Source organism: Prevotella heparinolytica (assembly GCF_004342845.1).
In the GTDB taxonomy this organism is placed as follows: Bacteria; Bacteroidota; Bacteroidia; order Bacteroidales; family Bacteroidaceae; genus Bacteroides; species Bacteroides heparinolyticus.
The window spans coordinates 24,829-38,130 of record NZ_SLXB01000011.1; the positions used below are offsets into that span (position 1 = coordinate 24,829).

Below are 13,302 nucleotides of genomic sequence, written 5' to 3' on the forward strand. Positions count from 1 at the left end.
ACCAAATAATAACAATTTAATACTTTACCATTATGATTAAGTTAACAGGCATCAACAAGATTTATCGTACGAACGAGATTGAGACCGTAGCATTGGAGAATGTAAACCTCGAAGTGAACAAAGGCGAGTTCCTCAGCGTCATGGGACCGTCGGGTTGCGGCAAGTCTACCTTGCTGAACATCATGGGCTTGCTCGATGCTCCCACCGGCGGCACCATCGAAATTGCGGGCACCGGGGTAGAGGGCATGAAAGATAAGGAACTGGCCGCTTTCCGTAACCGGAATCTGGGCTTCGTGTTCCAGTCTTTCCACCTGATTAACTCATTGAATGTGCTGGACAATGTGGAGTTGCCGCTGCTGTACAGAAAGGTGTCGGCCAAGGAGCGTCGCCGGCTGGCTGAAGAGGTGTTGCAGAAGGTGGGGCTGAGCCACCGCATGCGCCACATGCCCACGCAGTTGTCCGGCGGTCAGTGCCAGCGTGTAGCCATTGCCCGTGCCATTATCGGCAATCCGGAGATAATCCTTGCCGATGAGCCTACGGGTAATCTGGACTCCAAGATGGGTGCCGAAGTCATGGAACTGTTGCACCGGCTCAACAAAGAAGACGGGCGCACCATCGTGATGGTGACGCACAACGAAGAGCAAGCCAGGCAGACTTCAAGAACAGTCCGCTTCTTCGACGGACGGCAAGTGGGATAAACCAAGAAGACGGCAAAATATTTATTTAAAACAAGGCAATTATGAAAACAAATGTAATAGGTGTCATCATCGCTTTGGTGTTGGCATTTGCCGCTGCGGTAGCCGCATGGGCACAGGACGAAAAGGTGAGTGAAGTTCGGAAAGTGGATGCTTTCTCTTCCATAGAGATACATTCGGTAGGCACAGTCTGTTTTACGCAAAGCGACGCCTGCTCGTTGAAACTGGAAGGCAAGGAAAAGTACGTGAAGGGCATGACCACCACGGTGAAGAACGGCCGTTTGGTAGTGAGCTTCAAACACAATGGCGAGAAGAACCGCAATATGAAGGAAGGGGTAACGATATACCTTTCCGCCCCCGATTTGAAACAAGTGGACTTTAGCGGCGTGGGCAGGTTCAGCTGCGAGGAAGCGCTGAAGCTGGACGATGTCGTTTTCAGGATAGACGGTGTGGGAAATCTGGATGTAAAGGATTTGACCTGCAACACGCTGAAGGTGAAACTGAACGGCGTAGGCAGGGCTTCCGTCAACGTGAAGTGCGATTACCTCGCTGCCAAGGTGGACGGAGTGGGAAGTGTGACGCTGACAGGCACGGCCGGCAGTGCCGACATATCCAAGGGCGGCATAGGCAGTGTGAATACACGTGGTTTAAAGATAGGACGTTGAGCTATGATTAAGCATTATTTCACACAAGCGCTGGCGCAGCTTCGTCAGCAGCCCGTCATCAGTGCCGTCAGCATAGCAGGCACGGCACTTGCCATTTTCCTCATCATGCTGGTGGTGATGCTGCAACAGGTGCAGGTGGTGCCCTTCGCTCCCGAAAGCAACCGCGACCGCTTTCTGCATGTCAAGTGGATGAGCATCAACCATAAGGACTGGGGAGAGGGGAGCACCAGCAACGGGCCGATGAGTGTCCGCACAGCCCGCGAATGTTTCCAATCGTTGAAGACGCCGGAGGCTGTCACCATATATGCCTTCCAGACGGTTTCCACACCCGTTTCCCTGCCGGGGCAGCCTGCCACAGGCATCGACCTGCGGCAGACGGACGACGTGTTCTGGCATGTGTTCGATTTCTCTTTCATCGGCGGGAAGCCCTACGACAAGGCCACGTTCGATGCCGGAAGGCCGGTGGCGGTGGTCACGGAAAGTGTGGCACGCCATCTCTTCGGCACGACGGACGTCATCGGGAAGGAGTTTCTGCTGAATCATGCCCCCTACCGGGTATGCGCGGTGGTGAGAGATGTCTCTACGCTTGCTTCCACAGCCTACGGGCAGGTATGGATACCGTTCACTTCCACCGGCTTCGAGAAAGACACTTGGAACGACCACATGGGAATGGCCAGCTGTACGATGCTGGCCCGTCATCGCAGCGACTTCCCCGCCATACGCGAAGAGGTGGAGCGACGCAGGCAGGAGTATAACAAGGTCATCGGCGAGGAAGGCTACACGCTGATTTACCGCAACCGCCCTTACGACCAGGAGAAGAATGCGCTTGTGATAGGGGCCAACATAGAGCCCGATGTGAATGCCGCGCGGCGTCAACGGCTGATTGTTTTCGCCATCCTCCTGATTGTGCCTGCCATAAACCTGAGCAGCATGACGCAGAGTCGCTTGCGCCAGCGTGTGGCCGAGATAGGTGTGCGGCGTGCTTTCGGAAGTACGCGCATGGAAATCATGGGGCAGATTGTGGCGGAGAACATGGTGGTGACACTTTTGGCCGGCGTGCTGGGGCTGCTGCTGAGCGTGGCCTTTGCCTATGCGGCCGACATGATGCTTTTTGCCGAAGGATTCCGAAAGACGGTAAACGTGCCGGTGGTCGACGCCTCTATTCTGATACATGCCTCCACCTTCGGTTGGACACTGCTTTTCTGCTTCGTACTGAATGTGTTGAGCAGTGGTTTCCCGGCATGGCGCGCTTCGAGAGTGGGAGTGGTGAACGCATTGGGAGGACGTCTGCATTAAGATGCTATTTCTAAAATCTCAAACTATACATCAATGACTAAGAAATTATTGACACAGATAAAGAACGAGTGGCAAAGCAATGTCTGGCTGGCTCTGGAGCTGTTGGTGGTCAGCGTGGTGATGTGGTACATTGTAGACTACATCTATACAAGTGCGGCCACTTATCTGGAGCCGAGAGGCTTCGACATCGAGCATTGCTACCTTATCAATATGGGGATGCTGACGGACAAAAGCCCCGATTATATCCCCAACCAGACCCGAGAAGACCGCTATAACGACGTGCAGGAGATGCTGAACAGGCTGCAACACCGTCCGGACGTGGAAGCCGTAAGCCTTTCGCAGAACTCCTTTCCTTATAACGGAAGCAACAGTACGACGATGGTGCGGTATGATACTTTAGAGTCGCATCAATGGACGATACGCAGCCTTGTGACGCCCGATTTTGTACGGGTGTTCCGCTACCGGGGCACGCGTGGCGAAACACCGGAACAGTTGGCCGAAATCCTGAAGGATCCGAGGCAGTTTCTTGCCTCGGATAATCTTTACAGAAAGTACGACCTTACGATGACTTCGTTGGTGGGGAAGCCTTTCTTCCTGTTCGGCGACACCGTCAATGCGATTAAGCTGGGCGCAGCCTTGCAGAATGTGAGGTATAGCGACTATCAGCAGGCCCGCAGTTCCTACCGGATGGTCTACAGGTTGCCGGATAACATGATGGATTACAGCAATGAATGGTGCGTGCGGGTGCGTGCCGACCAAGACCGTGACTTCATCGACCGCCTGAAGGCCGATAGCGAGAAACTCTATCGCGTGGGCAATCTTTTCATAGCCGAGGTGCGCTCGTTTGCCGATGTGCGCGAAAACTTCCAGCGGAGCTGGATGTCGCAGTTGCGCAACTACGTGGTGGGCATGGGCTTCCTGCTGCTCAATATCTTTCTCGGTTTGCTGGGCACGTTCTGGTTTCGTACGCAGCAACGCAAGTCGGAGATTGCTTTGCATAAAGCGCATGGTGCAACGGACGGCGGTGTATTCAGGCGTTTGCTGTGCGAAGGCTGGCTGCTCCTGTTGTTAGTCACCCCGTTGGCATTGCTCGTCGATTATCATCTGGCCGATTTGGAACTGAACTCTTGGCGCAACGGAACCACACTGGAGTGGGAGCGTCTGCTGTTGTGTGCCGTCATCAGCTTCCTGTTGATGGCACTGATGATTGCCGTCGGCATCGGCATCCCCGCCCGCAAGGCGATGAACATACAGCCTGCCGAGGCGCTGCACGACGAATAGGTAATGAATTGGAACTTAAATATAAAGGAATGAAACAGATTGTCTCTCAAGCCATCCGGCTGATGCGACAGCATCCTTTCCATGCTGTCATCAGTGTGACGGGAACGGCTGTTACCATTGCTTTCGTAATGGCGGTGGCGATGATTTATGATTTTCGTACGGCTGATATGGCTCCGGAAGCAGACCGTTCCCGGCTGATGTATGTGGGCGATGCCACGACCTATCGCCGCAGCAATCATAGCGATGTCAATAACGGTGGAATAGGCCGTATGGCATTCGAAGCACTTTTCAATGATTTGGACGGTGTGGAAGATGTGACTTGGTATCGCGGTGTATCCAAATCCATCTGCGGGCTGCCGGCTTCCAAATCGACCTACAACTATTTTGCCCGTCCGGTTGCAGGCAATTGGTTTGATTTCTTCCGCTATGAGTTTGTTGCCGGACGCCCCTTTACCGCCGAGGAATACGATGCCTCTCGTTGGGTATGTGTCCTTACCGAACATGCCGCCTTACAGCTTTTCGGTACGACGGACGTTGTGGGCGAGGAACTCCGGATAAGCTTCTTTCCGGCGCGTGTGGTAGGTGTGGTGAAGGATGTCAATGCCATTTTCCAGACAACCTATGCCGATATCTTCACTCCTTTCTCCTTGGAGAATGAAGATGGTTACTCCAACCGCACGGGAGGCTTGCGAGGCATTCGCCGCTGTGTGCTGAAACTCTCGGCCGATGCCCGGCCTGCCGACATCCGTGCGGAAGTGCAACATCGGCAAGACCGCCTGAACAGCTCCGCGGCCGAATATGCTTTTGAGTTGACGTCTCTTTATACCCATGTCGGGTATACGTTCTTCCGCGACAAAAGCATCAGTGCCTCGTTGGTTTACGGGCTGCTGGCGATGGTGTTGCTCATCGTTCCCGCCATCAATATTTCCGGCATGACGCATGCGCAGATGCAGGAACGCGTCACCGAGATAGCTGTGCGCAAGGCCTATGGGGCTTCGAACGCTTCCATCCTTTACCGCTTGTTCGCGGAGAACCTGCTTGCGGTTTTTGTCGGCGGTGCGCTGGGCTATTTGCTCTCTTGCCTGCTGGTATGGTTGGGGCGGACATGGTTGTTCGGCACGGGCGATGTAGAATTGTCGGGCATCAGTGTGGGCGGAGGTCTGCTGCTTCGGCCCGTGCTGTTCGGGCTTGTGTTTGTCGTTTGCCTGTTGTTTAATCTGCTATCGGTGCTGTTGCCGGCCTATATGGCTTCGCGACGCAACATAGCATCTACTTTGAAAGGAGAAGAAAAATGATAAAGAGCTTGTTCAGTCAGATATGGAATCGGCGCCGTTCCAATGCATGGATAGGTGCGGAATTGTTGGTGGTGCTTGTGCTGTTGTGGTACGGCATCGACCTGATATACAATTACGAGGCGGCTGCCCGCCGGCCCAAAGGCTATGATACGGAGAATGTGTTTCATGTGCAGCTCACCATCGAGCCCATGCTTTCGCGCGATTCTGCCATGATGAGCCGTTCTGCCGAATATCTGGAGCAGATATACGGTCTCATCAGCCGCTATCCCGGTGTGGAGTCGGCTTGCTACTATTGGGGAACTATTCCCTATACCGAGCAGGTTATGTTCGAGGGATATGCCCCTCATACCGACTCTACCCATGTGGTGCACTGCAACATTCGTTACGTCAGTCCCGACTATTTCGACGTGTTCCGCCTGAAACCTTTGCGCGGCACTTTCGATGCAGCCCATTGGCTGAAGGACGAATATCCCATGCCCGTCATGATGAGCGTTGCGTTGAGCGATTCGCTTTTCAGTGGGCGCGGCGGGGTGGGAGAGACGTGTTTCAATCCTTATTATATGCAAAGTGCCCGGCCTGAAACGAACTATAAAGTGATGGCGGTGCTTCCCGCCCATAAGACGGATGAATACGAGCGCTACCAACCTTTCATCTACCTCCCGGCCACCGCTTCCCTGCCGGGACATTGGGCCGTCATTGCCGTCCGTGTGTCGCCCGGTTCTGCGGCCGGCTTTGCCGAACGTTTTACGGCCGACATGCAAGGCCGTCTGGCCATCGGCCCCTACCATCTGTACGACATCCGTTCGTATGCCGACATGAAGGAGGCCTTTGATATCGAAAAGGGTACGGTGAATTATCTGAACACCACTTATGCGGTGATACTTTTCTTTGCATTCAATGTCTTTCTGGGAGTGTTGGGCACTTTCTGGTTCCGTACCCGCAAACGGAGAAGCGAGATAGCCTTGCGCATGGCTATGGGCTGTTCTCGTCCCGGCGTTTTCGGCTATTATGTGATGGAAGGAATGCTGTTGCTGGCTCTGGCGGCGTTTCCGGCCTTGATTATCTGTGTAAACATGCAGGCGGCCGACCTCACGGTGCACACATTGATGGATGTCACTCCGGGGCGTTTCTTCTTATGTTTCGCTGTTGCGGTGTTGCTGTTGGCCGTAATAATCATGCTCGGCATCTGTTTCCCTGCCCGCAAGGCGATGCGGATACAACCTGCCGAGGCGTTGCACGATGAATAGACTTTTTTATCCTTTTTCGGTATTCGTGCATTAAGATGCGGGTGATGCCTCTATAGAGATGCGGGTACTCTCTCTATAGAGGCGTTGACACTCTCTCTATAGAGGCGTTAATGCTCTCTCTATAGAGACGCATGTGTTGTCTCTATAGAGAGATTGGCCGCATCTCTATAGAGAGGCGAATGCCATTGTAGCCATAAGATGTTTTCTCATTAAAAAAAGCCATTGAAATGACAAAACCATTATCTTTGCGAATGTAATGACCGATTTAATGGGCAAACAGCGTATACTATGAAAAAACTCTTTCTATCTCTGCTCTTGGGAATGACAGGTGTGCTATTCGGAACGATCTCGGGTGCAGACCGTGCATACAATATACTGTTTATACAGTCGTATACCAATAATACCCCTCACCACGATTTGCTTATCGAAGGGTTGGAAAAAGGTTTGAACAAAGAAAATGTCAAAGCAGATGTCACTGTGGAATATCTCAATGCCGATTATTGGCGTTATGTTTCGGAATGTGCGATTATGCGCCGCATTTGCGAACGGGCGCGGCAACGCCGGACGGATTTGATAGTGACGGCAGGTGACGAAGCATTTTATGGTTTGATGAAGTGTGGAGATTCATTGGGATATCAGTTGCCGGTTGTCGTTATGGCTGTTAAATACCCGAATGAAGAGTTGATGAGAAACTTGCCCAATGTTTCAGGCTTTACGGCCGAAATAGATTTCAGAAAGCTGCTCGATGAGATGAAGCGCATATTTCCGCATCGTAAAGAGGTTGTTTGCCTTTCCGACAGTTCTCTGCTCAGCCGTAGAGGAGTGAAAGCTTTTGAAAATGTATGGTACGAGTTCCAGAAGGAGAATCCGGAATATACCCTTCTCGGCAGTAATGTGCAGAAGCAATCTCCTATAACAGTCATCTCTTCCGTTTGCTACAGCTATAATGCTTATAATCGTATTGTGGTTGCTCCCAAGTGGAGTCCTTTTCTCTCTTTCATAGGTAAAAATTCCAAGGCGCCTGTCTTTACCGGGCAAAATCTGGCACTGACAAACGGAGTGTTCTGTGCTTATGACGTGGAACCTTTGGAAAGTGCTTTGGTGAGCGGAAAACTGGCAGCACGGATATTATTGGGAAAAACCACTCCTTCAACTCATGGGATTGTCAATCTCGAAGGGACGTTTCTGTATGACTACAAGCAACTGGCTTTTTTTCATGTGAACGGCAATGTTGCAAACAAGCATGGCGTAGTCATGAACATTCCTTTTAGCGAGCGTTATACGGCATGGATCATTACCTTTTATTTGTTTGTTGTGGCATTGCTGGTCGTACTGGTAATCCGATTGATACGAACCAACAGAAAGGAAGCCCGCCGTCGCATTCAAGCCCAGACCCGCCTCTTGATTCAATCGCGGTTGGTGGAACAGCGAAAAGAGTTCGATGATATATTTTACTCTATCCGCGACGGTATTATATCTTATGATACCGATTTGCGCATTCATTTTATCAACCGCTCGTTGAGGCAGATGCTCGGACTCCCGTTTAAGGTGCATTCGGCTTGTTCTTACGAGGGACAGGTGGCAGGATCTGTTTTTCATATATATATCGAAGGAAAGAGTGTCATGAATGACTTGTTGAAGCAGGCTCTTGTGCAACAGAAGATTGTACCGATTCCCTCCAATGCTTTCATGCGTGAAAATCGGAAAGGACTTTACTTTCCCGTATCCGGCGAGGTTGTGCCTGTTTTTGCCGGAGGCAGAATAAATGGTGTCGTATTGATATGTCGTAACATTTCTGAAGAAGAAAGACAGAAACGTCTTTTTCGTATGGCTATGGATGAGAGTTCCATATACCCGTGGCAGTTCGACACACACACGCAACGCTTCAACATCTCCGAAGGCTTGCTGTCTCATTTGGGTTATTCGGCAAACCGCGGACTTATGACTCCCGAAGAGATGCAAAGCTTGATACATCCCGATGACCGGGAATCGACTCATAATAGCTTTTTGGATCTCTTGCATGGAAAATGTGCCAATGTGCGTATGAGTTTCCGGGTGAAGAAACCCGAAGGGGGTTATGGATGGTGGGAGTGTCGTTGCGCCAGCTATAAAGGGTTGACTGCTGATTCGCCCTATATGGTGCTGGGCGTAGGGCAGAGCATCCAGCGATACAAAGACACGGAGACCGCTCTGATTGCTGCCAGAGACCATGCTTTGCAGGCCGATAAACTTAAGTCTGCTTTCTTGGCGAATATGAGTCATGAGATACGTACTCCGCTGAATGCGATTGTAGGATTTTCGGATTTGCTGAAAGACTTGAACTCTTTCACTACAGAAGAAGTGCAGGACTTCGTAGAACTGATCGGGGTCAACTGCAATTTGTTGTTGGCTCTGTTCAATGATATTCTCGATTTGTCGCGTATAGAGGCGGGTACGATGGATTTTAAAATCTCCGATTACAATCTTACTTCCATCATGCAAGAGATATACAGCAGCCAACGCATTGGGATGCCCCAGGGAGTGAAACTCTGCATTAAATGTCCTGTGGATGGAGAACAGTCTATACAGACGGATGTCGTCCGCTTGAAGCAGGTTGTGAATAATTTGATAAATAACGCCAAGAAATTTACCCTACAGGGCAGCATTACGTTAGGATATACAGCCGACGAGCCGGGATACATCACCCTCTTTGTGGAAGACACCGGTAAGGGCATTTCGGAGAAGGAACTCAAGCATATCTTCAATCGTTTTTATAAGGGGGATAACTTTACTCAAGGCGCCGGTTTGGGATTGAGTATTTGCCAGACCATAGTAGCCCGTCTCAATGGAACAATCTTCGTTTCTTCTGAAGTGGGAAAAGGAACGCGCTTCGAGGTGAGGTTGCCTGATAAGATAAAATGAAACGGATGTAAGCGGATTATTCGATCCGTTTACATCCGTTTGCTTGCAGAAACTCGTTCAGTGTGTTCTCATAATTGCCGTGCAGCATGATGTGATGGTTGCCTAACGGCGTTTTGAGGAAATAGTCGGCGGAAGAATTCAGTTTTATCCTTACTTGCGTGCGGCACATATTGATGTAGTTTGTGTTTTCGGTGAGCGTACCGGTGGTTAAGTAGTATTCGTCCAAACTCTCGCTTCCGCATTTTACGATGGTTACGTCTCCTGTGGGCAAGAGTCCCTGAATGCCTATGCCGCTTTCCGTTTCAAAATGATTGCGGATAATGAATTTTTCTGTCTGGGTGATGCCGATGGTGCAATGGGCCAGTATGATTTCGTTGGTGCGGGCGTTAATCATGGAAGGATTGGCCATGAAGGAGGCCTTCCCGGTCAATGCCTTGACGGCCAGCATGCTGAAAACCGACTGTAAATCCCCTTCGCATCCGGCCACGATTCCTTCGTCGTTCAGCAAAGCAAGTGCAAGACAACCGGTAGTTCCTGTCTGCTCTATCAGCCGGAAACAACTCAGGGTTATGGCGTTCAACCTCTCTTCTGTCACTATTCTTTTGACGGCACGGTAAAGGCGCATGGCTTTTACCAAATCTTCGGGGGTGGCTTCGCGGCAGGCCAATGCTTTTCCGGCCAAATCGGCACATGCCTGGCCTACTTCATCGTCTGTGATTTGTTCGTAATATTCATACACACGTTCCAATGGAATATCTGTGTATTCAATGCCCCAACGGCGTTTGGCAAGCAGGTAATCTACATTGCTGGCCACCAACCAACCCGCCGGAGTGCCTATCACGCCGACACGAGTCCCTGAAAGATTGCGTTGCGCCATGAAGTTGCTGTGAAGAACGAAGATGCGTTTGACAATCTCCGACAGTTCCCCATGAAGGATTTCGCTTTTCATTCCGCGTCCGCGCAGCCATGACGATATTTCGAGTGCTGCGGCCAGCGAGTTCTGCATGCCGTCTGCCAAAAGGATGGCAGGGCGGGGCAGGGATTCGAAATGTTGGATGACCAATCGTTCCACACCTCCGGTGGCAATGAACAGGATGCTGAAATCATCGGACGAGAGTTGGTCGAGATTTTGGTAATCGATGATATTGACGGTAAAATATTTTTCCAGCTCTGTGAGTATCACTTCGTGAGAGTTACGGACAGTGGTCTGTTTATGCAGGATAGAAGCAAAAGCTATTAGGTTGATGACCATGATGTTGTTTTAGTTTTTACTGTTTGCTTTTGTGAGCAAAGCTCTTTTCTTGTTTGCAGATTCAAAAATAAGGGTTTCTTTCTATATGACACAACGTTTTTACGATAAAATAAAGTTTCTAAAGTTTTTATGTCCATGCTTCCTTTCGGTTTCGAATAATTGCGCTACATTTGCAGTTTCAAATAATAAAAAAGACTTCAATGCCAACAATATCTATTCGTGGAACGGAGATGCCCGCATCTCCCATCAGAAAGCTGGCTCCTCTGGCAGACGCCGCCAAACAAAGGGGCATACATGTATTCCATCTGAATATCGGACAGCCCGACCTCCCTACACCGCAAGTTGCTATTGAGGCGATAAGAAATATTGACCGGAAGATTCTGGAGTATAGTCCCAGTGCGGGCTATCGCAGCTATCGCGAGAAGTTGGTGGGCTACTACGAGAAATACAACATCCATCTCACGGCCGACGACATCATCATCACTTCCGGCGGCTCGGAAGCCGTATTGTTCTCTTTTCTGGCCTGTCTCAATCCGGGAGACGAAATCATCGTGCCCGAACCGGCCTATGCCAATTACATGGCGTTTGCCATCTCGGCCGGCGCTAAGATACGCACCATTGCCACTACCATTGAAGAGGGCTTCTCGCTGCCCAAGGTAGAGAAGTTCGAGGAGCTGATTAATGAACGTACGCGCGCCATACTGATTTGTAATCCGAATAATCCGACAGGCTATCTTTATACACGACGTGAGATGAACCAGATTCGCGACTTGGTGAAGAAGTATGATTTATTCCTTTTCTCGGACGAGGTGTACCGCGAGTTTATTTATACGGGTTCTCCTTATATTTCGGCCTGCCATCTGGAAGGCATTGAGAACAATGTGGTACTGATTGATTCCGTGTCCAAGCGCTATTCCGAATGCGGCATCCGTATAGGGGCTCTGATAACGAAGAACAAAGAGATACGCGATGCGGTCATGAAGTTTTGCCAAGCCCGCCTCAGTCCTCCCTTGATAGGACAGATTGCCGCCGAGGCTTCCCTTGATGCAGGCGAGGACTACCTGCGTGATACGTATGATGAATATGTGGAGCGGCGTAAGTGCTTGATTGATGGACTGAACCGCATTCCCGGCGTCTATTCTCCCATTCCGATGGGAGCATTCTACACCGTGGCTAAATTGCCGGTAGATGATTCCGACAAGTTCTGCGCTTGGTGTCTTTCCGATTTCGAGTACGAAGGGCAGACGGTCTTTATGGCTCCGGCATCAGGTTTCTATACTACGCCGGGTGCCGGGCGTAACGAGGTGCGCATTGCTTATGTGTTGAAGAAAGAAGACCTGACACGGGCGCTCTTTGTCTTGCAGAAGGCATTGGAGGCTTATCCGGGGCGTACTGAATAAATGGCTGTCGGGCACAGGGTATGGATTTATCTCGTTTCATAGCGCTTCGCATTTATCGTAATGCACAACCGGGAAAGCAAGTTTCCCGTCCTGCCGTACTTATCGCCATGATTGGCATTGCCATAGGTCTGGCGGTAATGATTATTGCCGTGTCCGTAATCATAGGTTTCAAGAGCGAAGTGCGCGATAAAATTGTAGGCTTCGGTTCGCACATACAGATAAGTAATCTCGATGCCGCACGTTCCTACGAAACACGCCCCATTGCAGTGGGCGACAGTATGATTGCCGCTCTTACCGATTATCCGGAGGTGAAACATGTGCAACGTTATTCCACAAAGCCGGGCATGATAAAGACCTCCGACGCTTTTCAAGGGATGGTTTTGAAAGGTGTAGGCCCTGAGTACGACAGGACATTCTTCCGTCGGCATATCATTGAAGGCGAGTTCCCGCAGTTCAGTGATTCGGCATCCTCCAATCGTGTGGTCATTTCAAAGATACTTGCCGATAAAATGAAGTTGAAGCTTGGCGACAAGATTGATACGTATTTTATTCAGGATGACGTGCGTGCCCGCCGCCTGAAGATTGTGGGCATCTATCAGACGAATTTTTCCGAATACGATAATCTTTTTCTCCTTACCGATCTTTGTTTGGTAAACCGCCTGAACGGTTGGCAACCCGATCAGGTGAGCGGGGTGGAGTTGGAAATCCGCGACTATGGCAAGCTGGAAGAAACCACCTACGAGATAGCTGCCGATACGGATGAGCATCCCGACCGTTATGGCGCCGAATATTGCGTCCGTAATGTGGAGCAACTCAATCTTCCGATCTTTGCTTGGTTGGACATATTGGATGTGAACATCTGGGTTATCCTCATCCTTATGATTGGAGTGGCTGGTTTCACGATGGTGTCCGGTCTGCTGATTATCATTATAGAGCGTACCTCCATGATAGGTGTGCTGAAGTCTCTTGGGGCTGATAATTTTACTATCCGTAAGGTGTTTCTTTGGTTTTCGGTCTTCCTTATCGGCAAGGGGATGTTGTGGGGAAATGCCATCGGACTTGTCTTTTATTTCGTGCAGCGCTGGTTCGGTTTATTCAAACTCAATCCGGAAACGTACTATATGGCTACGGTTCCGGTATCTTTCAATATCTGGCTGTTTTTACTGCTGAATGTCGGCACTTTATTGGCCGCCGTGCTGATGTTGCTGGGACCTTCTTTCCTGATTACGCGCATCCATCCCGCCACCTCCATCCGTTACGAGTAAGAGGT

Annotated in this window: 10 protein-coding genes; 9 read left to right on the forward strand and 1 reads right to left on the reverse strand. The window is 50.5% G+C overall.

The annotated features are described in order from the left end of the window. Positions 1 to 32: 32 nt before the first annotated feature. The 7 genes from EV202_RS07095 (at position 33) to EV202_RS07125 (ending at position 9,380) form a co-directional block, all read left to right on the forward strand. Complete coding sequence (locus EV202_RS07095; RefSeq protein ID WP_131926373.1) at positions 33 to 698, forward strand: ABC transporter ATP-binding protein; 666 nt, start codon at positions 33 to 35, stop codon at positions 696 to 698. A 41-nt stretch (positions 699 to 739) separates the two neighbouring features. After that, positions 740 to 1,360 carry a GIN domain-containing protein gene (locus tag EV202_RS07100; RefSeq protein WP_131926376.1) on the forward strand — a complete coding sequence of 207 codons (621 nt, stop codon included), beginning with the start codon at positions 740 to 742 and terminating at the stop codon, positions 1,358 to 1,360. Between the two features lie 3 nt (positions 1,361 to 1,363). Next, entirely contained in the window at positions 1,364 to 2,656 is a 1,293-nt protein-coding gene (locus tag EV202_RS07105; RefSeq protein ID WP_131926378.1) for an ABC transporter permease, read from the forward strand. A 33-nt stretch (positions 2,657 to 2,689) separates the two neighbouring features. After that, positions 2,690 to 3,937 (forward strand): FtsX-like permease family protein, encoded by a 1,248-nt coding sequence (locus tag EV202_RS07110; RefSeq protein WP_131926380.1) that lies wholly within the window; start codon positions 2,690 to 2,692, stop codon positions 3,935 to 3,937. A 29-nt stretch (positions 3,938 to 3,966) separates the two neighbouring features. After that, positions 3,967 to 5,232 (forward strand): ABC transporter permease, encoded by a 1,266-nt coding sequence (locus EV202_RS07115; protein ID WP_131926382.1) that lies wholly within the window; start codon positions 3,967 to 3,969, stop codon positions 5,230 to 5,232. Further along, positions 5,229 to 6,479 carry an FtsX-like permease family protein gene (locus EV202_RS07120; RefSeq protein WP_131926384.1) on the forward strand — a complete coding sequence of 417 codons (1,251 nt, stop codon included), beginning with the start codon at positions 5,229 to 5,231 and terminating at the stop codon, positions 6,477 to 6,479. The genes EV202_RS07115 and EV202_RS07120 overlap by 4 nt, the downstream gene beginning before the upstream one ends. A gap of 288 nt (positions 6,480 to 6,767) precedes the next feature. After that, positions 6,768 to 9,380, forward strand: a complete 2,613-nt coding sequence (locus EV202_RS07125) for a sensor histidine kinase (RefSeq protein WP_131926386.1) — start codon at positions 6,768 to 6,770, stop codon at positions 9,378 to 9,380. Between the two features lie 16 nt (positions 9,381 to 9,396). Here EV202_RS07125 and EV202_RS07130 read toward each other — a convergent pair whose 3' ends face one another. Next, positions 9,397 to 10,632, reverse strand: coding sequence for a fucose isomerase (locus EV202_RS07130; protein ID WP_131926388.1), 1,236 nt, complete (start codon positions 10,630 to 10,632; stop codon positions 9,397 to 9,399). Positions 10,633 to 10,832: 200 nt separating this feature from the next. Here EV202_RS07130 and EV202_RS07135 point away from each other — a divergent pair, with 200 nt between their 5' ends. Continuing rightward, positions 10,833 to 12,032 (forward strand): pyridoxal phosphate-dependent aminotransferase, encoded by a 1,200-nt coding sequence (locus tag EV202_RS07135; protein WP_125238457.1) that lies wholly within the window; start codon positions 10,833 to 10,835, stop codon positions 12,030 to 12,032. Between the two features lie 20 nt (positions 12,033 to 12,052). Continuing rightward, positions 12,053 to 13,297: an ABC transporter permease gene (locus EV202_RS07140; RefSeq protein ID WP_106068294.1), complete on the forward strand. Its 1,245-nt coding sequence runs from the start codon at positions 12,053 to 12,055 to the stop codon at positions 13,295 to 13,297. Positions 13,298 to 13,302 lie beyond the last annotated feature (5 nt).